23 protein-coding genes and 1 tRNA gene are annotated in these 22,954 nt (G+C 61.3%); 14 read left to right on the top strand and 10 right to left on the bottom strand.

Annotation, left to right across the window (positions count from 1 at the left end):
* Positions 1-3: 3 nt before the first annotated feature.
* Genes C482_RS04795 through C482_RS04785 form a run of 3 tightly spaced genes read left to right on the top strand, consistent with a single transcriptional unit; the run spans position 4 to position 3,506 of the window.
* Positions 4-1,116, top strand: coding sequence for an ABC transporter ATP-binding protein (locus tag C482_RS04795; RefSeq protein ID WP_006166346.1), 1,113 nt, complete (start codon positions 4-6; stop codon positions 1,114-1,116).
* Positions 1,117-3,096 (top strand): ABC transporter permease subunit, encoded by a 1,980-nt coding sequence (locus C482_RS04790; RefSeq protein ID WP_006166345.1) that lies wholly within the window; start codon positions 1,117-1,119, stop codon positions 3,094-3,096.
* On the top strand, positions 3,096-3,506 hold the full coding sequence (locus tag C482_RS04785; RefSeq protein ID WP_006166344.1) for a carbon-nitrogen hydrolase family protein: 411 nt from the start codon (positions 3,096-3,098) through the stop codon (positions 3,504-3,506). Before C482_RS04790 ends, C482_RS04785 begins: the two co-directional genes overlap by 1 nt.
* 327 nt (positions 3,507-3,833) lie before the next feature.
* Here the strand turns inward: C482_RS04785 and C482_RS04780 are convergent, their stop codons facing one another.
* Entirely contained in the window at positions 3,834-4,976 is a 1,143-nt protein-coding gene (locus C482_RS04780; protein WP_006166342.1) for a DUF128 domain-containing protein, read from the bottom strand.
* Positions 4,977-5,307: 331 nt separating this feature from the next.
* Between C482_RS04780 and speB the strand changes: the two genes are divergently transcribed.
* From speB to C482_RS22605, 3 genes are all read left to right on the top strand, one after another.
* Positions 5,308-6,312: an agmatinase gene (gene speB / locus C482_RS04775; protein WP_006166341.1), complete on the top strand. Its 1,005-nt coding sequence runs from the start codon at positions 5,308-5,310 to the stop codon at positions 6,310-6,312.
* Between the two features lie 4 nt (positions 6,313-6,316).
* Positions 6,317-7,489: a pyridoxal phosphate-dependent aminotransferase gene (locus tag C482_RS04770; RefSeq protein ID WP_006166340.1), complete on the top strand. Its 1,173-nt coding sequence runs from the start codon at positions 6,317-6,319 to the stop codon at positions 7,487-7,489.
* Between the two features lie 99 nt (positions 7,490-7,588).
* On the top strand, positions 7,589-7,717 hold the full coding sequence (locus C482_RS22605; protein ID WP_004267656.1) for a DUF7859 family protein: 129 nt from the start codon (positions 7,589-7,591) through the stop codon (positions 7,715-7,717).
* Between the two features lie 106 nt (positions 7,718-7,823).
* Here C482_RS22605 and C482_RS04765 read toward each other — a convergent pair whose 3' ends face one another.
* On the bottom strand, positions 7,824-8,837 hold the full coding sequence (locus C482_RS04765) for a threonine aldolase family protein (RefSeq protein WP_049896491.1): 1,014 nt from the start codon (positions 8,835-8,837) through the stop codon (positions 7,824-7,826).
* 166 nt (positions 8,838-9,003) lie between these two features.
* On the opposite strand from C482_RS04765, the gene C482_RS04760 reads away from it, so the two are divergent.
* The 4 genes from C482_RS04760 (at position 9,004) to C482_RS04745 (ending at position 12,080) form a co-directional block, all read left to right on the top strand.
* Positions 9,004-10,056, top strand: coding sequence for a hypothetical protein (locus C482_RS04760; protein WP_241431884.1), 1,053 nt, complete (start codon positions 9,004-9,006; stop codon positions 10,054-10,056).
* Positions 10,046-10,330 (top strand): hypothetical protein, encoded by a 285-nt coding sequence (locus C482_RS22820; protein WP_006166337.1) that lies wholly within the window; start codon positions 10,046-10,048, stop codon positions 10,328-10,330. The genes C482_RS04760 and C482_RS22820 overlap by 11 nt, the downstream gene beginning before the upstream one ends.
* Before the next feature lie 139 nt (positions 10,331-10,469).
* Positions 10,470-11,564 carry an aminopeptidase gene (locus C482_RS04750; protein WP_006166336.1) on the top strand — a complete coding sequence of 365 codons (1,095 nt, stop codon included), beginning with the start codon at positions 10,470-10,472 and terminating at the stop codon, positions 11,562-11,564.
* Between the two features lie 93 nt (positions 11,565-11,657).
* On the top strand, positions 11,658-12,080 hold the full coding sequence (locus C482_RS04745) for a universal stress protein (protein ID WP_006166335.1): 423 nt from the start codon (positions 11,658-11,660) through the stop codon (positions 12,078-12,080).
* A 33-nt stretch (positions 12,081-12,113) separates the two neighbouring features.
* Here the strand turns inward: C482_RS04745 and C482_RS04740 are convergent, their stop codons facing one another.
* The 6 genes from C482_RS04740 to C482_RS04715 form a co-directional block, all read right to left on the bottom strand.
* Positions 12,114-12,887, bottom strand: a complete 774-nt coding sequence (locus tag C482_RS04740) for an SDR family oxidoreductase (protein ID WP_006166334.1) — start codon at positions 12,885-12,887, stop codon at positions 12,114-12,116.
* 102 nt (positions 12,888-12,989) lie between these two features.
* A complete protein-coding gene (locus C482_RS04735) occupies positions 12,990-13,547 on the bottom strand; it encodes a hypothetical protein (RefSeq protein WP_006166333.1) in 558 nt (185 codons plus the stop codon).
* An 80-nt stretch (positions 13,548-13,627) separates the two neighbouring features.
* Positions 13,628-14,383 (bottom strand): alpha/beta hydrolase, encoded by a 756-nt coding sequence (locus C482_RS04730; RefSeq protein ID WP_006166332.1) that lies wholly within the window; start codon positions 14,381-14,383, stop codon positions 13,628-13,630.
* On the bottom strand, positions 14,383-14,997 hold the full coding sequence (locus C482_RS04725; RefSeq protein ID WP_006166331.1) for a VOC family protein: 615 nt from the start codon (positions 14,995-14,997) through the stop codon (positions 14,383-14,385). Before C482_RS04725 ends, C482_RS04730 begins: the two co-directional genes overlap by 1 nt.
* A 913-nt stretch (positions 14,998-15,910) precedes the next feature.
* Positions 15,911-16,014: transfer RNA gene (locus C482_RS04720), tRNA-Arg, on the bottom strand.
* A gap of 115 nt (positions 16,015-16,129) precedes the next feature.
* Positions 16,130-16,516: a hypothetical protein gene (locus tag C482_RS04715; protein ID WP_006166330.1), complete on the bottom strand. Its 387-nt coding sequence runs from the start codon at positions 16,514-16,516 to the stop codon at positions 16,130-16,132.
* 466 nt (positions 16,517-16,982) lie between these two features.
* On the opposite strand from C482_RS04715, the gene C482_RS04710 reads away from it, so the two are divergent.
* Positions 16,983-17,627, top strand: a complete 645-nt coding sequence (locus C482_RS04710; RefSeq protein ID WP_006166329.1) for an AAA family ATPase — start codon at positions 16,983-16,985, stop codon at positions 17,625-17,627.
* 77 nt (positions 17,628-17,704) lie between these two features.
* A complete protein-coding gene (locus C482_RS04705; protein WP_006166328.1) occupies positions 17,705-18,118 on the top strand; it encodes an RNA-binding domain-containing protein in 414 nt (137 codons plus the stop codon).
* A gap of 30 nt (positions 18,119-18,148) precedes the next feature.
* Here the strand turns inward: C482_RS04705 and C482_RS04700 are convergent, their stop codons facing one another.
* Both C482_RS04700 and C482_RS04695 read right to left on the bottom strand, forming a co-directional pair.
* Positions 18,149-19,204, bottom strand: a complete 1,056-nt coding sequence (locus C482_RS04700; RefSeq protein ID WP_006166327.1) for a hypothetical protein — start codon at positions 19,202-19,204, stop codon at positions 18,149-18,151.
* Between the two features lie 233 nt (positions 19,205-19,437).
* The gene (locus C482_RS04695) at positions 19,438-20,826 is read right to left on the bottom strand and encodes a signal recognition particle protein Srp54 (RefSeq protein WP_006166326.1); all 1,389 of its coding nucleotides are present in this window, start codon (positions 20,824-20,826) and stop codon (positions 19,438-19,440) included.
* Positions 20,827-21,046: 220 nt separating this feature from the next.
* Here C482_RS04695 and C482_RS04690 point away from each other — a divergent pair, with 220 nt between their 5' ends.
* Complete coding sequence (locus tag C482_RS04690) at positions 21,047-21,316, top strand: type II toxin-antitoxin system HicB family antitoxin (RefSeq protein WP_006166325.1); 270 nt, start codon at positions 21,047-21,049, stop codon at positions 21,314-21,316.
* Positions 21,317-21,400: 84 nt separating this feature from the next.
* Positions 21,401-22,942 (top strand): dihydrolipoyl dehydrogenase, encoded by a 1,542-nt coding sequence (locus C482_RS04685; protein ID WP_006166324.1) that lies wholly within the window; start codon positions 21,401-21,403, stop codon positions 22,940-22,942.
* Positions 22,943-22,954: the final 12 nt, after the last annotated feature.

Genomic DNA, 22,954 nt, shown 5'->3' with positions numbered 1-22,954 from the left:
TTTATGAGTGGAATTTCACTTGCAGGAGTAAAGAAACGATATCCGGGTGGCGTTCTCGCAGTCAAAGGTGTCGACATCGACATCGAGAGCGGCGAGTTCGTGACGCTCGTCGGACCGTCTGGCTGTGGCAAGACGACAACCCTCCGAACGATCGCTGGTTTCGAGACGCCAACTGACGGGAGTGTTCACATCGACGGGAACGAGGTAACCGACGCGCCACCGTACGAGCGGGACACCGGGATGGTCTTCCAGGACTTCGCGCTGTTCCCGCACATGACCATTCACGAGAACATCGCCTACGGGATGGAAGCCGACGGCGACTACACCACCGAGGAGATCGACGCCCGCGTTGCGGAGATGCTCGAACTCGTCGAACTACCCGGGGTAGGCGACCGCACGCCAGACCAGCTCTCCGGCGGCCAACAGCAGCGTATCGCGCTCGCACGTGCACTCGCACCGCGGCCGAAAGCACTATTGCTCGACGAACCGCTTGCGAGCCTCGACAAACAGCTGCGCGAGCAGATGCAGGTCGAACTGCGCCGCATTCAACAGGAGATCGGCATCACGACCGTCTTCGTCACGCACAATCAGGAGGAGGCGCTGACGATGTCAGACCGTCTGGCCGTCATGAACGACGGCCAGTTCGAACAGGTCGGCCCGCCAGAAGAGGTGTACAACGACCCCGACTCCCGCTTCGTTGCGGACTTCCTCGGGACGGCGAACATCTTCGACGGAACCGTCTCAGCGGTCAAGAACGGCTACGCGATGGTCGACTGCGACGATGTCTCCGTGCAGGCGGCGGTACAGAACGGTGTGTCGACTGGCGACAACACCTCGGTCGTCATCCGCCCGGAGCGGTTCCGGTTTGACGACGGAGCCGCCAGCAACGCCGGTGTCGCCAGTGCCGACGGTGGCACAAACACTGGTGCCACGACCGTCTTCGAGGGAGAGATCACCTTCAAACGACACCTCGGCAGTAGCGTCGAATTCCATCTCGAAACCGACAGCGGCCGCAAGATCGTCGTCGTTCGGCGAAGCGGGATGGATAAACGAGGCCCCGGAGACCGAGTGGCGGTCTCCGTCGCGGCCGACGACTGCCGACTCGTGGAGGCATAGATGGGTTCCGATACCGACACCAGCGCTGACACTGACACCACCCCCGCAACCGAGGCTGCCCCCGAACTCGCAGCCGATGGTGGAACAGCGACCGGTAGCGACACCGCAAGCGGGGACGATTCCGGGCGCGCGGGACTGAAGGCCAGAGCGAAGTGGTACGCGCTGTCGTATCCGCTGTTCTGGCTCGTCGCCATCTTCTTCGTCCCGCTGTGTCTGCTGTTCGTCTTCAGCTTCTGGGTGAACATCCCCGGCGGACAGTACGAATTCGGGTTCACGTTCGAGAACTACCTCCGCTTCGTCAGTGTCGACTTTACGTCGTCCTGGCCGTTCATCGAGCCCGGACTCTATCTCAGCCAGATGTGGCTGACGATCGAACTGGCGCTCGTGACAGCCGTCTTCTCGCTGCTGCTTGGCTATCCGATCGCGTACTATCTCGCACGGATGGACCGACCGTGGCTGCGTAGCCTGCTGCTTATCACCATTATCTCGTCGCTGTGGGTGACGTACGTCATCCGCGCGTACGCCTGGCAGGTTATTCTGGCCTCCGGCGGCGTCCTGAGTTCGATCGGCGTCGCGACCGGAATTCTCTCCGAGCCACAGTCGTTCTATCCGGGCTACTGGGGACTGGTCGTCGGCATGGTGTACGTCTTCCTGCCGTTCATGGTCCTCACGCTCTACAGCAGCATCCGGAACATCGACGGCGAGCTACTCGAGGCCTCGAAGAATCTCGGTGCGGGTTCGGCGAAGACGTTCCGTCGCGTGACGCTCCCCCTCTCGAAAAACGGAATCACGAGCGGGATGGCGCTCGTCTTCATCCTCGCGCTCGGGTCGTACGTGCTGCCACGACTGCTCGGGAGTTCCGCCGAACGGACGCTCCCGGTGCTGATCGAACAGCAGATCATGAGCGAGAGTAACTATCCGTTCGCCGCTGCGATGAGTATCGGACTCATCTTCGTCGTGTTGGTGTTCCTCTGGGCGCTCATCCGCGTGACGAACGTCACTGCGGGAAGTCTCGGCGGGAGCGAAGAGATTGCGACCGACGGCGGCTCCCAGCAACCCGGCTCGACGGGAACCAGCCCGCTCGCGAAAGTCCGCGGCGGGTTCGGTAGCGCCGCGTCGGTGATCGGACTCACTGCCGTCGCCAGTCAGATCGGGAACGCGATCGACTCTGTCGTCACCCGCGTCGACGCCAACACGCGCGAATCGGTGATCTGGGTGACGTTCCGTGCGTACGTCGCGGCTGCGATGGCGTTCATCGCCGTACCGCTGCTGATCATCATCGCCGTCTCGTTCACTCCCGAAGAGTTCCTGACGTTCCCACCAGGTGGGTTCTCCATGCAGTGGTACGTCGAGTTCTTCACAAATGAGGACTGGATGCTGGCGTTAATCAACAGCTTCGCCATCGCAGGGGCCGCAGCACTCCTGAGTACGACGATCGGTGGCGGACTCGCGTTCGCTCTCGACCGATTCGACTACAGGTGGAGCTCCATCTACGGCACCTTTGGTGTGCTGCCGATCCTCGTGCCGCCGGTGATCATCGGGGTCGCGTTCCTGGTGTTCTTCCTCGAGCTCGGCATCGCCGGCTCGCGGACGAGTATCATCGTCGCACACGGGATCTTCTACGCGCCGTTCCCGTTCATCCTGATCTCACAGGGGTTAGACGAGATCGACCGGACCTACGAGGAGGCCGCGATGAACCTCGGCGCGTCGTCGCTGCGAACGCTGCGGACCATCACGTACCCGCTCATCCGAGCGAACGTGATCTCGGGTGCACTGTTCGCGTTCATCCTCTCGTTGAACGAGTACATCATCGCGTGGCTGCTATCGTTGTTCCTCGTCGACACCATTCCGATCGAGATCTTCCAGTCGCTTCGGTACGGCTACTCGCCGACCATCGCGGCAGCCAGTGTGGTCTTCATCGCCCTCACTGTCGTCGTGATGACGGCGATTGATCGCTTCTCCGGAGGGATCTGGGAGTAATGACCGATGCGAGTTCGGACACAGGGACAAGAACGGAAGCGGACGCGGGAGCGAACGCAGACACAGCGTTCCAGTCGACCGCTACCGACGCGCAGATCGTCGTTGCACAGACGACACCCGCGTTCGGCGAGATCGAGCGCAACCGCGAGCACACGGTCGCTCTCGTCCGAGAACACGCAGACGCCGATCTAATCGTCCTCCCCGAACTCGCAACCTCGGGCTACGTCTTCGAATCGGAATCCGAACTCGCTGCGATGGCCGAACCGCGTCTTCATGGCCTGTACAGACCGCGCGGGTACCGAACGTGGCATCGCGTTCGACGGCCAGAGCGTTATTCTCGATCCGAACGGACTTCCGCTCACCGGGCCGGCACCGGTCAACGGCGAGCACGCGCTCACCACGGCGTGTGATCTCACTCGAGCGCGCAAGAAGGAGCTGACCCCGTACGACGACGCACTCGCGTCTCGCCGGCCCGAGCACTACGACGGCTATAGTAGACACTGAAAGTCAGTGTGTAAACCAGTTCAGTTGTTACTATAACGCCTGCTCGCGGTGACACTCCCGTCCACTCAGAGGCACCCCGTGTCGCCGTACTGAGCTCTCGTTGATACGCGAGTTACAAGGATCGAGTCTCGGTTCTTCAGTATTTAATAGTCGACCAGCCTGGGGCCACAGCCAGTACTGTGGACCGATTCGAGCAGCCGTAAACTGGCTGGCCGCAAAAGGAGAGGAGTGTACTAATCGTCGAGCGGAGCCGGAACTACCGTTTCAACGGACTCGAACGTGCTCCGTTCAGCCGTGCCGTACAGCGTATCCCACTCGTCCGTCACGTCGTACTCACTGAGCGCCGAGAGCAGGAGTTCGCCAGTGCCGACGTAGGTCAACGAGCCGAACGCCCAGGCAGAACTACCGTTCGGAAGCTTATCCTGTTCTCGCGGGCGGCGAAAGTCGAGCACGCCACCGATCGCATCGCGGCTCGCGACCGCGAGGTCACGCGCCTCCTCGTACCGGTTGATTGGGAACTGCCGACCGTCGCCGACCAGCAAGCCGGATCCCTCACCTTCGAGAACGCTCCGAACGTCGGTACGGCCCGATTCGATCAATAGCGAAATGACGTCGATCGACGAGCCCTCTCCGTTGATGACGTCGACGTAGCGGACGATCTGGCCGCCGCTCTGGATGTCGAGGGCGTGGGTGTCATCGTCGACGTCACTGGCACTGGCTTCGCCCCCACCAGCACCGTCAGCATTGCTACCGCTAGCATCAACACCATCAGCGCTCCCACCCGCATCATCAAGTTCCTGCGACCCCGACGCCGGCACCGGCTCGTACTCGAGTAACCCTGCCGTCGCAAGATCCGCGTTGACCCCGTGGGCGAGCAGGACGCCATCAAGGGTGATACTCGAGGGGATGAGTAGACGCAGGTCGCCGGGCTCGCTCTCGGCACTGTCCTCAAGTGCGATCGGGATTGGACCGAGCGGGAGGGACTCGAGTGAAGCGACGAGGTCGAGTGCGTCGTCGACGGCGTCCTCGTCGAGGTAGGCGGCCGAAGCGACAAGTGCACCGGTGTCCTCGAGTGGGTCATAGCTGACGCGACTGGTGAGGGCGGCGATGCGGGCGCGGATCTGTTCGAGGCGGCTGCTGACGTCGCCTTGCTCGAGTTCGTCGCGGCCGCGCTGTGTCAGACGCCGACCCTGGCCAGGGACTTTTTCCGTGAGCCCGATCTCGTCGAGTTCGGAGAGTGTGAGCCGTATTGTCCGGTCTTTGATGTCGTAGCCGTGGAGCTGCATGAGTTCAACGAGCTGGATGCTGCCGATGGGGCTGTGGCGGTCGACGAGTCGAAGGAGGTCGTACGTTCGTCTATCGAGCTCCGGTGCCATTCAGAGAGATAGTGGATGAGGGAGACCACCAAGCTTTGGGTTTGGGTTGGATTTGTGTTGGTTTCGTGGAACACTGGCATCGAACAGGAATCAGTTAAAGCCAGGACAAACCCATACGTGTTCGGGAACAAGGATTGTGTTTGGGTGACGTCCGCACGCGGTGCGTAACCTTATTAGTGCTGTCGCGAAACGAATGAGGTGGCAACTAGTTGCCGGGATGTATTAGAATGACACACGATCTCTCGCAGACGCGAGCAGTCGGAACAGTGACAGGGGACACGTTGCAATCGAACGGATTGGCTGGCAGCCAGCAAGCTGCGGTGGACAACCAATGAGCGAGCAACATCCCGCAGCGGCGTTCCGGGAGTCAGTCGAGGGTGCGAACGTGGAACTCGCGTACGCTGGCGCGAAGACGTTCTTGAAGGGAGAGATGCGAGATGTCGGTGACATCTCCGACGTTGACGCGGCAGCGTTCGGCGTTCCATACGACGGTGCGGTTTCGAACCGCCCCGGCGCGCGTTATGGCCCACAGGCCATCCGGCGCGCGAGCGGCTGGTGGGCATATCTCTCGGACTACAAGGGCGGGCTGACGAACATGCAGACGGGAAAGCAGGTCAACTTCGACGACCTCACCGTCGCCGACTGCGGCGACGCCCCCGTTTTCCCGATGGACAGCGAGACGACCGCTGAGAGTATCACCGCGCACATGGCAACGGTCGCATCGCAGACGTTCCCCGTCATGCTTGGCGGCGACCACTACTGTACGTTCCCCGCTGTCCGCGGGTTCGCGGAGGGTGGCGAGTACGACAACGTCGGCTTCGTCCAGATCGATGCCCACACGGACACCGTCTCGGAAAGTCCCGTCTTCGGCACGGATTTCCACGGCTCAAGTACGTCGCTGATCGCGAACTCCGAGTACACCGACTACGAGAACGTCAGCCAGGTCGGCATTCGTGGCTACGAGTCACCCAAGTTCTTCGAGTTCGCCGAGGAAACCGGACTCAACCTCTACACGATGCGCGATGTCGAAGATCAGGGCATCACCTCGGTCGTCTCCGACGCGGTCGCCGCCGCGGCCGAAGGAACCGATGCGGTCTACGTCTCCTTCGATATCGACGCCGTCGATCCGAGCGTTGCGCCGGGAACCGGCACTCCTGTGCCAGGTGGGCTGACCCCGCACCAGGCGCTCAAGACGATGGAGGTTCTCGGCGAGACTAACGATGTCGGCGCGGTCGACATGATGGAGGTCGCACCACGGTACGACTCCGACGAGGGCACCCAGCGCCTCGCCTCCTATCTGCTCGTGACGCTACTCGAGCGCAAATTTGCGGAGTGAGACGATGACACGAACACCCGATTTCGATGGCGATGCGATCGGTAGTTCCCGAACCTCGGGCGTCGCCGAGTCCGTCATCCGCGAGATGACTCGCGAAGCAATCGACCGCGGCGCAATCAACCTCTCTCAGGGAATTCCCGACGAGGACGAGACGCCACCCGAGATCAAGGCCGCCGCTCAGGAGGCTATCGAGACCGATAGTCAGTATACGATCACCTGGGGGCTTCCGGAACTGCGTGACGCCGTCGCCGAGCGCTACGCCGAGTGGAAGGGCGTCGAGTACGACCCTGAAACCGAGGTCACGATCACCAGCGGCACCAGCGAGGCCATCATGTCGACGATGCTCTCGCTTGCCGGCCCCGGCGACGAGGTCATCTACTTCGAACCCGTCTACGAGAGCTACATTCCGGCGAGCCAGTTCGCGGGCGCGAGCGCCGTCCCCATCGACATTACCGACGGCCTCGGCATCGACTTCGAGGCACTCGAAGCAGCGGCCGAAAACGCGCGAATCATCGTCCTCAACACCCCGATGAATCCGACGGGGAAGGTGTTCACGCGCGAAGAACTCGAGCGCATCGAGGAGATCGTCTTCGAACACGACCTGATTGTTCTCACCGACGAGATCTACGAGCACATCGTCTACACCGACGACTACATCAGCCCGGTCGAGGTCGGCGACCTTGCCGACCGAACGATCGTTTGTACGGGCATGTCAAAGACGTTCAGCGTCACCGGCTGGCGCGTCGGCTACTGTCTCGCGCCCGAGTACCTCTCGAAAGAACTCCGGAAGATCCACGACTACACGAGCATCTGTGCGCCGACGCCGTTCCAGAAGGCCGGTGTGGAAGCGCTCGAGCTACCCGAATCGTACTACCAAGAGCTCTCGGATTCCTACGAAGAGCGACGAGACATCCTCTACGACGGACTCCAGGAAGCGGGCCTCGACCCGGTCAAACCCGACGGCGCGTACTATATTCTGACCCGGTACCCGACCGACGAGGACGACATCGAGTTCTGCTACCGACTGATCCGCGAGGCCGGCGTCGCCGCCGTCCCGGGCAGTAGCTTCTACACGGACCCTGACGCCGACTCGGACTGGGTCCGGTTCACTTTCTCGCGAAACGAGGAGACGATTCACGAGGCGGTCGACCGACTCGTCGAGAACCGCTGGTGGTAGTTACCGGCGATTGAGTCGCCACACTGTCACCGACCGTCGACCGCTCGAACTCGGCGAACGTCGAAACGACTTTGGACACACGGGCAGTACCCCGCGCCTATGCTTGGCTTCATCCCTGACGACCCCGTCATCATCGCTATCGTCGTAATCCTGCTCTCGCTCATCTTCTTCACCTACCTGCTGCTTCGGCGGACGGTACTCGAGTTCCGCGATGGCATGGGCCGGTAGCCAGCGCGACAGCGTCCATCCCACAACAGCCACGAATTACAACGCAAGAGACACAGAGAGCGGTGCGTTCGTCGTCAGTGACGGCCCAAAATCAGATCGAGCCAGCTCAGAACGCCGCCTCGATCCGTCCGAGTGCCGTCTCGACATCGGCCGCCGACACGTCGCGGTGCGTACAGAACCGAACCGTTGTCGGCCCGAACACCGTCGCCAGCACGTCCTGTTCTTCTAAGGACTCGAGTACGGCTTCAGTGTCGAGTCCAGTGCCAGCAACGTCCACGAGGACGATGTTCGTCTCCGGCGTTTGCACGTCGAAGCCGTCGATCTTATCTAATCCGTTCGCGAGCGCGCGGGCGTTCTCGTGATCCGTTGCGAGTGCCTCAACGTTCTCGAGTGCACAGAGTGCCGGCCCGGCGATGATGCCTGCCTGGCGCATGCCGCCACCGAGGAGCTTGCGGGTGCGGCGGGCTGCCTCGATGAACGCCTCGGGGCCGGCGAGCATCGAGCCGACCGGTGCGCCGAGTCCCTTCGAGAGCGAGACCATGACGGTATCCACCGGGTCGACGATCTCCGTCACGGGAACGTCAAGTGCCGTCGCGGCGTTGAACACACGCGCGCCGTCGAGGTGGACCGGCACGTCGTTCTCGTGGGCCACGTCGGCTGCCGCGGCGATCTTCTCGGGATCGATTGCGAGGCCGCCGCGGGCGTTGTGGGTATTCTCGAGACAGAGCAGGCCGGTTCCGGGTCGGTGGAGTTCCTCCTCGACGAGGCCAGCCCCGACCTGTTCTGGCGTCGGGACGCCCCGGTCGGTGTCGAGCATCCGCACCTGCAATCCAGCGAGGTCCGCGAAGCCGCCGAGTTCGTACTTCACGACGTGGCTCTTGCGGTCTGCGAGCAGTTCCTGCCCACGCTCGGTGTGGACACGGCCAGCGATCTGATTTGCCATCGTTCCTGTCGGGCAGTACATCGCTGCCTCGGTGCCGAGCCGTGCAGCGACGCGGGACTCGAGTTCGGCGACGGTTGGGTCCTCGCGGTAGACATCATCGCCGACCTCGGCGTCCCGTGCAGCCTCGCGCATTCGATCGTCGGGTCTCGTAACGGTATCCGAGCGAAAGTCGATCATGTGATGCAGTTGCCGGCGGCCGGCAAAGAACGCTGGCATGTGCGGGTGGTCAGCGAGACAGTCTCATACGGGCACCCGTACGCCGTATTGGTGATTGCAGTGCTGTGTCTCGCTCTCGGAGGCCACCAAACAACACGTTGAAGTGTCAGTCATCTGTTGTGGTTATATGGCTCCCGATTCGTCCCCGTCCGACTCCCCTCCCTCCGCTTTCTGGTCGAAGACCACAACACCACACACCTTCACAGAACACGTCTCACGGATTATCGACCGATTCAACACCCTGTCGGCGTTCATGCTCGTTCCGCTCGCCCTCTCGCTCGTCGAACTCGGGAAAGTCGCCCGGACGATGGCACCACAGAACGGGTTTACTATCTCTGCGAAATTCCCGTTACCGAACCCGCTGCTCGACCTCTGGGCGTTCATCGACGCTCCCGACGCCGAGACGACCGGGGCGTCGAGTGCGGTGCATCCCGGTGCTGGAACAGGCACAGCTACTGGCCACGGCCCCGCTGGTGCCGACGTAACGATCGAGACGCCGTTCGAAACGGTCGTCGTTCCACCCGAAATCGGCGAGCTCTCACTGCTCGGAATCATTGGCGGGCTCCTCGTCGTCTACGCCCTCATCGCGTCGGTGATCGCCGCGGGCTACATCGGCGGACTGGACCGACGTCTTCGCGGCGAACCAGTCGCGATAGCAGCGCTCGTGAAACAGTACACGCCGCCGTTCTTTGTCTATCATCTGCTCGTCTTCGGTGCGTTTCTGCTCGCGATCCCACTGATGCTGGTCAGTCCTGCGCTCGTCCTTCTCGCGATTCCCGTCATATTCGTGCTGGCGTACCTCTTTTACGCCACGCCGTTCCTGTTGGTCGTCGCCGACACACCAGTTATCGAAGCATTTCGCCAGTCCGCCCGGCACGCTCTTGCCGGCGGTCCCTACTTCAAATTTGCACTCTGGCATGTCGTGGTTGGTCTCATCGTCTCCATCCCGCTCTCGCTGTTCGTGAGCACAGTTCCCGTGATCGGCTTTGGACTTGCCCTCATTGTGGGGGTTCCGCTCTCGTTCGTGCTGACGGCTGCGACCGTCTCGTTCTGCCAGGAACTGGACGAGATGGACGAACAGAACGCTGGAACGAGCGGCGCGGGCGGCGTTCCACCTCGCTCTCAGCCAAACGTTACTAGGACCAGTGACACGAATGGGGTGACCGACCGTGCCAACTGACACCAAAAATACGAACACGAATACGGACGCGAACGCGGACACGGACGAACCCACAGACACGAACAAGAGCAAACGCGGCCGCCAACTCGTCTCCATCCTCCGACTGCTCGCAATCACCCTGCTCACCGTCGGCTTCAGCGGCTGGGTCCTCGAGGACGGTGGCGAGGTTGTACTCGAGTCCCCGTTCGTCATCGCGTTCGCCGCGGGGGTTGGCTGTGCGTTTGCGTCGATCTATCTGGGGATTTTCCTGGCGGATGGTGGCGCGGGGCGGTGAGCTGGTAAATGGTGAACTGCTCCGGGCACGAGGTGGACTGTGCCGGGGCGATCCGGTGCGCTGGGGAAATTCTGACGGGCAGCTGAGTTGTGGTTTCGATTCGAAAACTGTATCCCAATACTGCGAATACTTGTCCAGTATGGATCCGCGAATCCGTAACCACGCCGAAATTATCGCGAATCACTCGGTTGATTTGCAGGAAGGCGACAACGTCGTCATCGACGCCCATCCCGTCGCTGAGGACCTCGTTGTTGCACTCCATGAACTCATTGGGGAGAAGGGGGCGAACCCAGTCATGACGAGTCAGCGCACCGGCAAGCGCGAGCAGCGCGCGTTCCTCCGCGCGAGCGACGGCGAGTTCGAAACGCCGGAACACGAACTCGCACTTATCGAGAACACGGACGTTTACATCGCCATCCGCGCCAGCGACAACGTCACGCAGACTAGTGATGTCGATCCCGAAATCAGCGCCGCCTACGGGAAGGCTCGCCGACCGATCCTGAACGAGCGCCTCTCGACGCGCTGGTGTCTGACGCAGTTCCCCGCGCCCGCGAACGCCCAGCTCGCCGAAATGAGCACCGAGGGCTACGAGAACTTCGTCTGGGACGCCGTCAACAAGGACTGGGACGACCAGCGCGACCACCAGGCGAACATGGTCGAGATTCTCGACCCCGCCGAGGAGGTCCGCATCGTCAGCGGCGACACCACCGACGTAACCATGTCTGTCGCTGGCAACCCGACAATCAACGACCACGGTAAGCACAACCTCCCCGGCGGCGAGGTCTTCACCGCACCACAGCCAGACAGCGTCGAAGGCGAAGTCCTGTTCGACATGCCGCTGTACCACCAGGGCCGTGAGATCACGGACGTCTATCTCGAGTTCGAAGGCGGCGAGGTCGTCTCCCACTCCGCGGCGAAGAACGAGGAGATTCTGACGGAAGTCCTCAACACCGACGATGGCGCGCGCCGACTTGGTGAACTCGGTATCGGAATGAATCGCGATATCGACCAGTTCACGTACAACATGCTCTTCGACGAGAAGATGGGCGACACCGTCCACATGGCGGTCGGGCGCGCCTACGACAACACCGTCGGTGAGGGCAACGAGCAAAACGAGAGTGCGACCCACGTCGACATGATCGTCGACATGAGCGAGGATTCGTACATCGAAGTCGACGGCGAGGTTGTGCAGCGAGACGGTACGTTCCGGTTTGAGGACGGTTTCGAGGAGTAGTCGGGACCGGATCGGTCCGGATCGGTACTGACCCATTTTTACTGAGGCAGAACCAGCAGCCGCGCTTATCCCGCTGCGAAGAGAACAGCGACTATGGCAGTTCTCGTCGCATACGACGGCTCGGAGTCCGCACAACAGGCGGTCGAATACGCGTTCAACACCCACGCTGACGACGAAATCGTCCTCCTTCGCGTCATCGAAGCCGCCGAAGGCTACACCGGTGCGAGCGTCAACTACATACAGGACGCACTCAAGAACAAGCAAGACGAGGTCTCAGACACGCTTCGGGAGGAAATTGCCGAACTCGCGGGCAACGAGGATGTCGAGTTCAGAACGGAAACAGCAATCGGTCGGCCGGACAACGAAGTCGTCGCGTTCGCCGAAGACGAGTCGAACGGCATCGACCACATCGTCGTCGGCAGCCACGGCCGCTCGGGCGTCTCACGGGTGCTCCTCGGCAGCATCGCAGAAAAGATCGTTCGGCGAGCGCCGGTTCCGGTGACGGTCGTCCGGTAGCGTGATGAGCGCGGAGGGAGACCGAATCGAGCATTATTGTGTGTTGGTCATCCCACCATCGACGACCAGCGACTCACCAGTGACGTACGACGACTGCTCACTCGCGAGGTACACCGCCGCGTCCGCAATTTCGTCGGGCTGGCCGGCGCGTCTGGACGGAATCGCCTCAAGGAAGGCGTCCTCGTCGTCCGAACCGATGATCGACACGTCGTCGGTCGTCATCGTCGTCTCGATCAAACCCGGATGGATCGCGTTCACGCGAACGTCCTCGGAGCCGAGTACCGCCGCCATCGAATACGTGAGTAACCGAACCGCCCCCTTCGTCCCGCAGTAGGTGACGAACTCACCCGCGCCCTCGAGTCCGGCGACCGACGAGAGGTTGATAATACTCCCACCGTCGGCCTCGACCATGCGTCGTGCGGCCGCCTGCGCACCGAAGTAGACGCCCTTGACGTTGATATTCATCATCCTGTCGAACGCCTCCTCTTCAGTCTCGAGGAACTCCTCTCCGTGGAAGATGCCGGCGTTGTTCACCATCACCGTCACACCACCGAACTCGTCGGCCGCCGCGACGCCACTCTCAAGGTTGTCGACGGACGACACATCGCACTCAACGTAGGCCGTCTCGGCGTCCGTCTCCTCGTCGATCAGTTCGTGTGTCGGCTCACCACCCTCGCGGGGCGCATCCTGGATGTCTGCGATAACGATATCTGCCCCTTCCGCTGCAAATCGTCGGGCGATCGAACGACCGATTCCGCTCGCGCCGCCGGTGACCACTGCAACCTCGTTCTCGAGTACGTTCGTCATTGCCCGGGTTCCTACACCGCCAAGGAAGGAAGTGCTAGCCAGTTCTCAGAACGTAGACTAGTTATGCTGGAGAGATACTTCGATGGAGAAAGAGACGCCCGTTCAACCGTCGACAACCAGGATATCGCCGAGTTGGATCACCGGCTGGTGCTCGCAAATATAGGTCACCATCTCGGGATGCACCTCGAATCGGAGGGTCTCGGTGTCGCCAAGTGCCGCGACGATCGGAGACGAGAGTCCGTCGACGACTGCCCCTGATTCGTCGTGGATCGCGAGGTTGTGCTTGACGTTATCCTGGTTTTCGCAGGTGAGCTCGTACTCCTGACCTTCGACGAGGACGAGCGTGGGATTCTCGACACGGTCGATATGATCTGGTTCGACGCCGACCCAGCCGCCAACGTAGGCGTCGAGTCGAATCGTCGAAACGTCGACCCAGGTGTCTGGGTCGGTGTCGGTGACGGTCGTTTCGGCCGCCTCGGTGACTGGGTCCGAGTCGTCATCTATGGATTCGTCCCCGCCAGCACCCGTGTCTGAGCCGTTCACGCCTCCCTCAGGATCCGTTCTCAGCCCCAGACAGCCCGCGCTTGTAGTAATCGCTGCCGCGCCACCGATACCGGCGAGTACCCGCCGTCGATTCGCACGCCAGCGATCCGTTTTCATACACAACCGTAGGACCGAGAGCGCCATAAGAAGTGGCTGTAACGAGCCGGAGAGTCACCACACCTGATACGTTTCTCGACTTACTCGCCGACCAGCGTGATGACCATCGAGGCAACCGTCTCGAGTTCATCCTCGTTGACGCCGTGGCCCATCCCCTCGTAGATGCGGGTGTCCACATCGGCGTCGAGTTCCTCGAGAACGCTCGCGGTTTCGTGGACGCGCTCTTCGGGAACGTGGGGGTCGACATCGCTGCAGCCGAGGAAGGCTGGGGTTCCATCGAGGTCAGCGGCCGTCTCTCCACCGAGATAGTCCGTCACCTCGATCTCATCACCGATCAGACCGCCGCTCAGCGCGGCCAGCCCGCCGTAGCGCTGCGGGTCCCGCGCGACGTACTCGCTCGCGAGGCAGGCCCCCTGCGAGAAGCCGAGCACCAGGAGTCGGTCGGTCGGCACGCCAGCCTCGTTTGCCGCCTCAATCGCATCCGAAATCGCCTGCAGCCCCGACGTTCGACCTGGCTCGTTCGACTCCACTGGCGCGAGGAACGAATTCGGATACCACTCGTTGCGCTGGGCCTGCGGTGCGAGAAGCGCGAGACCGTCCTGATGGACCTCGTTCCCCATCTGGATGATACTCCGCGCAGTCGCTCCGCGGCCGTGGACGAGGACCATCGCTGCGTCGGCAGATTCGAGTTCCGTTCCGGCTGTTACGAGCGATTGGCCCTGATGTGGACCGTCGATTCTGTCGTCGCTGTCGTCGCTGCCACTGGTGCCGCCGTCGCTACCACCGCCGCCATCGCCACCGTCGCCGCCGTTCCCGCGCTCTGTCGGTGGCGTCATTACAACCCACCGGTGCCAGCGCTCGCGTCGGGCAACTCGTGCTCGACGACCTCGAGTCCAAGTTCCTCGATTGCACCGCGGAGGTGCTCGTCCTTGGCGTACTCCGCCCCGTCAGCCTCGCGTAACTCCTGTGCTTTCGCCAGGATCTCGCCCCGGCGGTCGTTCGGAATTTCGTACTTGTCGGCTGAGAGTTCGATGACGAGGCCGTTGTTGTCTCGCGTGTAGATCGAGTGGAAGATACCCCGGTCGAAGATGTTGTACTGGTAGCCGGCGTCCTCGAGTGCCTGCATTGTCTCCTCGTACTCGTCCGGATCAACGCTGAAACAGAGGTGGTGGACCGCGCCGACGCCGCCGCGCTGGCCGCGGGCAGAGGGACGGTCGTCGCTCACGAAGAACGTCAAGATGCGCCCGTCGCCTGTATCGAAGAAGAGATGTGTCTGGGACGGATCATCGAGGTTCGGCTGGCGAAGCACCAGCGGCATCCCGAGCAGATCGCGATAGAACTCGATCGTGTCCTCGGCGTTGCTCCCCCAGATAGTGATGTGATCGGTGCCCTGCATGTGGACGGGACTATCCGGCAGTTCCGGCGTCACTGGAATTGACTCGTCGCTCATGTAGTTTCCCTATGTTACCTGCACATATGAAGCCTACAGAGACACTGGACCAACCACGTAACACCCGTGTTACCAGCCACGACGGTGCTACCCAACCTCGAGTGGAAATTGGGACAGTTTCATTCCTATGTCAATAGTTGGCAAATGTTGGGAACAGCTGGATGGTTTATGGTCGTTTATACTGTTGGTTGAACTGGTCTCCAATGCACCCTGCAGACCACTGAGAGACCAACTCCACCAGAATCTGCTCACCCAGATTTCGTCGCGTTGCAGGGACACTGTCCCTGCATTCTCCCTGCAGATCTGTCCGTACTCGACTGCCAGTGGAGCGGCCGGCGTGTATACAGTGCGAACAGAGCCGACAAAGACCGGTAATTCGACAACTGCATCGTTTGCGCTCGTCAGATTCAACGAGACGGGTCACTTCGAACCCCCTCATTTCATGTCGAGTTCTCAAATTATGGAGGGGACTGCTCAATGCCCGATTGAAGTGACAGAGAGGGTGCTACTGATGAGCAGGTACTTAAGACGACTACCCAATTGTTGCACGATAACAATAGTCTTGGTTAGGTGACCCCTTCAGATACAGACGACGATAAACAAAAAGTCCCTGGAATGTGTACAACTGTGGGCAAACATTCACCATCTGGTTGCTTAACGATGGGTCCATCCGACCGGTTTCCCCGGGTAATTCGTGCGCTTGTGGAGAGCAACAACTCCGGACTATTGACGAGGGTGATATCTTTGATAACGGACGGTAGCAACCATTGCGCTACCCTCCGGATGAAGGGGTCAGAAATAATGTTTTTCGGACAGGGAGAATGGACTCGAACCACTGTTGGAGCAAGGCACTTCTCTGGTTCGAATCCCTCGTGGTGCATTGTGCGCTGCTCATTAGCGTTTGCTGGCGTAACGGGCACGATGGGATTCGAACCCACGACCATCGGATGTCTTCCCTCGTCGCAACCGCAACGAGGATAGAAGTCCGACGCTCTGTCCAGACTGAGCTACGTGCCCATGGTCGTCATCTGGAGAGTATTCGTCAGGCCAATTTATACCCTTTGACTGACTGGTCCCGTGACCGAGTCCGTCCGCAGAAAAAATCGATATCTCGCGTGTTCGTCAGACGTGATTACGCACCGTTGTCCGCGTCGGGGTCTGCATCGTCTTCGTCGTCACCGATATCATCGTCACCGGCATCGGCATCCGCATCCTCATCTCCGTCCACGTCATCACCATCTTCATCTTCGTTACCAACTCCGTTCTCATCGTCAGCATCACCGTTTTCTAGCTCGTCGTCTTCGTCACCGTTTGCATCCTCATCATCATCGTCATTGCCCATATCATCGTCACCTGGGTCACTGTCATCACCCGTACCGTCATCATCGGCCCCGATGTCGCCATCGTCGTCGCCGAGCTCATCGTCCTCTTCATCGTCCATACAACCCGCGACGGCCGCGATCATACCGACACCAGCGAGCTTCGTAAAGCGGCGTCGGTTGAGGTTCGGTGCTGTCATATCGGCATCTGGCCCGATGTGAGGGTGCCAGATAATGGACCGCGTTCGTTCGAATTGTCGTGCAGAATTTAGACGAATTGCGAAAGTTTCAGGTTTTAAATACGAACTGTTGCAAACACACCCACAGTTTCAACGCTGCAACAGCTGTAGGCGACTATCAATACACACCGCATACAGGTATCCCCGCCAAAACGGCATAACCGATCCAATCAGACGGTCACTGCAACACCGGCACAACCACCGTCGAAATCGCGTCATAGCTGAAAGAACCGTGCCAATTGCCTACACCCGACCTAACACCGTTTCGACACGTGAAACCGCCGGTACTCGAGTCCGCTCGCGACAAGTATCATCTCTGGCCCGCGAAACGTGGACTGTGAGCCACAAACCGTAAGCACGACCGGCGACCGATGACCCGCGACAGCGAACACAGCCCTTATGCACGTCTCGGCGGTAGGAGTTCTCGATGCACGTCATCGGAACGGTGGGGCTCCCCGGAAGCGGCAAGGGAGAGGCTGCCACCGTCGCACGCGAGGATGGGATTCCAGTCGTGACGATGGGCGACGTCGTCCGTCAGGAAACCGCAGACCGCGGGCTCGACCCGGCGAAAGACCACGGAACGGTCGCACAGGCGCTACGCGAGGAGAACGGGCCGGCGGCCATCGCCGAGCGCTCGCTCCCGATGATCGAGGATCGCCTTGCGGATCACGAGACGGTGCTCGTGGACGGAATTCGTTCGGATGTCGAGGTCAACGCCTTCGAAGAACGATTTGACGAGGCGTTCACGCTGGTCAGTATCGAGGCTCCCTTCGACGTTCGCGCCGAGCGGATTGACGCTCGCGGACGTGATGCGAGCGAAGCGGATGGCGGCGAAGGGCTCGCGGCCCGTGACGAACGCGAGCGCGGCTTCGGGATGGACGACGCGATGGACCGTGCCGACGTCGTCGTCGAGAACACCGAGTCGCTCGAGTCGTTCCACGAGCGGATTCGATCGATTATCCGCGACGGATCGGCTGTCGGGTCCGCAGACACGGACGAGTCCGAACAAGCGACCACCGCGACCGGTAGCGAGGGCAAGAGTGAGACAGAACCCGAAGAGCCACAACCGTAGCCGACTGTGCTCAGTCGCGATACGGACCAGCACCGTTAGACCCTAAATCGTACCCACCGAATCCAGAGACAAGAGCTATGACCGATATCTACCGCGTCGACGTCGAAGCAACGGCACCGGTCTACGACACTGAGGTGACCAGTCGGGTCGCCGACGCCGTCGCCACCATCTTCCCGAACGCTGACCTCGAGGAGTCCGTTGGTGAGATCCACGCCGAGACACACTCGATGGATCACTTCTCCGAGCTCCTGCACAGACAAGAGATTCTCGACACCGCCCGCGGCGAGTTCTTCTCGACGCGCGAGGGGGACTCGTTCTCGTTCGCCCTTAAGAAGCAAGCGGCCTTCGAGGATCGAATCAACTTCTCGGTCGGCGAACCGGACGAGCTCGGCGAAATCAGCGTCCGCGTGCGCGTCGACGAGCCAACGGTTGAGGAGTATATCGACCAGATTGCGCCGCCGACAGAAGACGGAAAGCCAGTCGATAGCTAACCGCTTTCTGCCCCTACCAGGTCCGACTTCTCACTCACCACACTCGCCAGCCGCCGCGAGCGCGTCTTCTGCCCCCTCCTGATGTTTCTGGGCCCCAGCAATATCTCGGTCGTCAGCTGCCGCTGCGCTCGCTGCAAACTCCGCTGCAGCCGTCTGCAAGTGTGTTCCCTGACAGTGGGCCGTCTTGAAGGCATCCGCGAGTTCGTTCGGCGTACCGTCACGTCCGTCCTCGATCGTCTCCGTCCCCGCCTCGAACGACAATTTCGCGTCGAGGAACGCCGTTTCGGCCGCACCGTACTCGTCGTCCGCGGAGTACTCCCGACCCGTCTCGAGTTCGTCGTAGCCTGCAAGCAACTCGTCGTAGCCGGCGACCAGCACTGCCTGAGAATCAAGGACGGACTCGAGTGCCTCGATTCCGTCGACCAGTTGTGCTCGGTCGACGGTCGGTAGGGATTCGTAGCGTGAGTCGTCGAAGTCCTCGACTGTCTGGGTGGCGCTCTCGAGGAGATCCTGTGCATCACCGATGAGACCAGATCGACTCTCGAGGGTGTCGCGAGCGTTGTCTCTGTCATCGGCCGCCTCCTCGTCGTCTGCGTCCGTATCGAACGCGGCGCTCACGTCCTCAATCTCGTTCTCGAGTTCGTCGTCGGTCACGGTTGCAGTGACTGAGACGAGCCCCTCGAGTACGTCAGCATAGTCACGGACGAGATCGACATCTGCCTGGCGATCGGACTCGAGTTCGGTCGCCGCAGTGTCGAGAAACGAGCGCGTGGACTCGAGTCGCTCGTGGTGTGGGTCGGGATCAAATGCGGTGTCTGAACTGGTTGCAGTGGTGTCAGTGGTGCCGGTAGTGGTGGTGTCTGCGTCAGAGTCAGTACCGGTAGCAGTACCAGAATCAGTTCCTGTGTATGCACTGAGTTCGATCGCAATTTCGTTCAGTCGGCCAATCGCGCGATCGAGCGCGCGTTGTCCGGTTCGGTCCGTGACAGCGACATCGGTCTCGTCGCCGGAGATGGTATCGAGACAGCCCGAGAGTGCGATGAGGCCGACACCACCGAGTTGGGCGAGGTGCTGGCGTCGATTCATTACGACGAGAATGTGAGTGTGGCTGTATTAACGTGCTGGTAGATTTGTCAGCTGGGTCGAGTGTATGCGACCCTCCCTCTCGGACACGGACGTCTGGGTGAGTGTCCGAGATTCGACAATCAGAGCAAATTGTGAGAAGAGTCTGTCAAAAGAGTTAAAAGAGTTAAAAGAGTCGAAAGAGAGAGCGAAACGAGAGTGGCAACAGGACAGAGTGCCAGACAACGCAGTGGCAATCAGAACGGACCGAGGCCGCCCATTCCGCCGCCACCGCCGCCGCCCTGTTGCATCTGCTTCATCATGCGCTGCATCTCCTGCTCGGAGCCCATCCCCTGGAACTGCTTGATGGTCTTCTCCATCATCTTGTACTGCTGGAGGAGTTCGCGGACCTTCTCCTCACTCGTCCCGGAGCCGCGGGCGATACGCTCGATCTGGCTTGCACCGATGGCCTTCGGATACTCCTTCTCGGCGTCAGTCATCGAGTCCATGATGACACTGAAGGTGTGCATCCGCTCCTGGGTGACGTCCATCGCGTCGTCGGGAAGCTGGTCCTTGATCCCGCCGCCGAAACCGGGGATCATGTCCATCACCTGGTCGAGCGGCCCCATGTTGTTCATCGCCTCCATCTGCTTTTGCATGTCGTTCAGGGTGAACTGCCCCTGGAGCATGTCCTCGGGGTCCCAGTCGTCGTCCTCGATCTGGGTCTGCTCCATCGCGCGCTCGACGCGCTCTGCGAGCTGTCCGAGATCGCCCATGCCGAGCAGGCGGGAGATGAAGCTGTCCGGCTCAAAGCGCTCGACGTCCTGGACCTCCTCACCCGTCCCGAGGAACGCGATGGAACTGTCGGTCTGATCGACGGCAGTAAGGGCACCACCACCCTTCGCGGTACCGTCGAGCTTCGTGATGACGACGCCGTCGATGCCGATCGACTCGTCGAACTGCTGGGCCTGCTCCTTGGCTCCCTGCCCGATCGCTGCGTCGAGAACGAGCAGCGACGTATCGGGCTGGGCGACACCTTCGATCTCCTCGATCTCATCGATAAGGTCGTCCTCGAGTGCGTGGCGACCCGCCGTGTCCACGATGTGGACGTCGGCCTCGCTCGTCGCCTCGAGACCCTTCCGTGCGATTTCGACTGGGTCATCGTTGTCCGGGTTCCCGTAGAAGTCGACCTCGGCGCGGCCGGCCATCTCCTTGGCCTGATCGTACGCACCGGGTCGGAACGTGTCCGTCTGGATGATCGCCGGCCGAAGCCCCTTCGTCGAGAACCACCAGGCCATCTTGGCCGAGGAGGTCGTCTTCCCCGACCCCTGCAGTCCCGCCAGCAGAATCGTCTGCTCCTCGAGTGGTAGTTCCGTCGAGTCGCCGATGAGGCCGACGAGTTCCTCGTAGACAATACGGAGGACGAAGTCCCGCGCCGGCGTCCCGGCTGGGGGTTCCTCCTCGAGTGCACGCTCTTTGATGTTGTCCGACAGCTCCATCACGAGCGAGACATCGACGTCGGCGGAGAGCAAGGAGCGCTGGATCTCCTTGACGATCTCCTCGACGTCCTCCTCACTAATTCGTGACTTCCCGCGGAGCTTATCGAGACTGCCCCGAAGAGAACTCCCGAGATCGTCGAGTACCATTTGCCGGATGTACGGGGCGTGGTCGTTAAAGCCTTTTTCTCGTGGACTCGGCGGCCAGAAATCGGATGGATAGTCGATTCCGGCTCGTGGGCATCGGTTGTCTAGTATGAGTGTACGTCTCAAATCAGAGACGCTATCGGAGAACCGTACCGGTAGATCCACAGGAGCGCGTCGCAGCGCGTCGGTGAGTATTTCACCCGTGCGGCGACAAGTCGGAGGTATGCCTTCGGATGCAGATTCCGACGCTGATGCCGACGCCGACACCCACACCGAACGTGAACTCACCGTCGACCTCTCGGCGTACGACGAACTCCGCGACGAGACGGTCTCCCTCCGCGTCAACGAGAACGGACTCTACATCGCCGACCACGAGGAGAGCGGCGTCTCGAGTCAGGGCCAGTCCGAAGAGATCGCGATCGAAAACCTCCAGGAAGCGGTCAGTACGTACAGAGACGGCCAGTCGGACGATACTGGCGACGACTGGCTGTGAGTTGCGCCGCCACAGGTACGTGTTCGAACCAGACCAGCCAGCGCATCCCCTCGTTTTACGCCGACAGTCGTTGTCGGTTCTCCGATGACCGGATTCGACGCTGGCGAGCGCACTGACGGTTCCAGCGAACGCACCACTTGTACTACCGCCGCCGCAGACGGCGGCACCGACGAATACGATATTATCGTCCTCGGCGGCGGCTCCGGCAGCCAGGTCGCAACCGCCGCCATCGACGAGGGACACACCGCCGCAGTCGTCGAACCCGGCCCGCTCGGCGGTGCCTGCGTCACCCGCGGCTGCGTCCCCTCGAAGGCGCTCATCCACCGCGCCGACATCGTCGACGAACTGCGCCGCGCAACCGAGTTCGGCGTCCACGCCGACCTCCAGGAGATCGAATTCGACGAGTTCACCGCAGCCATCCACGACACCGTCTACGAGAAGGCCGACAACCAGGAGTCATCACTCGACACCACCGACGGTCTCACCCGCTACCACGGAACGGGACGGTTCGTCGACGACAACACCATCGTCGTCGAGCCGACGGACGAGAACGCGTCACAATCGGACTCGAGTACATCGGCGCGCATCCGCGGCGAAACGATCGTCATCGCAGTCGGCGGCCGTCCCGTCGTGCCGCCGATCGACGGCGTCGAGGACGTCGACTACCTCACGAGCGAGGACGCACTCTTTCTGGACGAACAGCCGGACTCCCTCGTCATCGTCGGCGGCGGCTACATCGGCGCGGAACTTGGCTACTTCTTCGGCGCGCTTGGGACCGAGGTCTCGCTCGTCGGCCGCAGCCAGCAGTTGGTCCCCCGCGAGGACGACGACGTGAGCGAGGTTGTGACGGACGCACTCGAGTCCCACTGTGAGATTTACACGGGATACGAGGCGGCAGCGGTCGAGGAAACGACTGAGGGAGTTGTCGTGGCGGCCGAGCCGAGCGACGGCAGAGGGAACGGTGGCGAATCGGTCGAACTCGAAGCCGAGCAACTCCTGTTCGCCACTGGCCGACAGCCGAACACCGATAGCCTCGATCTCGAGGAAACCGGCGTCGAGACGGACGACTCGGGCCATGTCGAGGTGGACGAGTATCTGGAGACGACCGCAGACGACATCTGGGCGCTGGGCGACGTTCTCGCCAACGAACCCTACAAGCACGCCGCGGACTACGAAGCCCGGATCGTCACCGCGAACGTGCTCGACGAGACCGGTGAGGAGGTTGACTACCACGCGATGCCACACGCGGTTTTCACGTCGCCGCAGGTCGCAAGCGTGGGCCGGACTGAAGGCGCGCTTGAAGCGGAAGGACTCGAGTACCAGTCAGCAAACGTCCCGTTCGGGACCGCGCCGCTGGGGATGATTCTCGACGCCGACGGCTTCGTCAAGGTGCTGGCCGCACCCGAGGGAGAGATACTGGGCTGTCACATCGTCGGCCCACATGCGTCGACGCTGATTCAGGAGGTAGTCACCGCGATGGACAGTGGATCAGGGATGGTCGACGACGTTGCGGAGCCGGTGCACGTGCACCCGGCGCTATCGGAGGTGGTCTACGCGGCGTTCGACGAGCTATCCTCGCGAGAGTATTCGACGGCACCGAACTGGCGGGATGTCAGCGGCGCTTGACGACGAAATCGA

The sequence above is a fragment of the Natrialba chahannaoensis JCM 10990 genome (assembly GCF_000337135.1).
In the GTDB taxonomy this organism is placed as follows: Archaea; Halobacteriota; Halobacteria; order Halobacteriales; family Natrialbaceae; genus Natrialba; species Natrialba chahannaoensis.
This window is presented reverse-complemented; position numbering and strand designations above follow the sequence as displayed.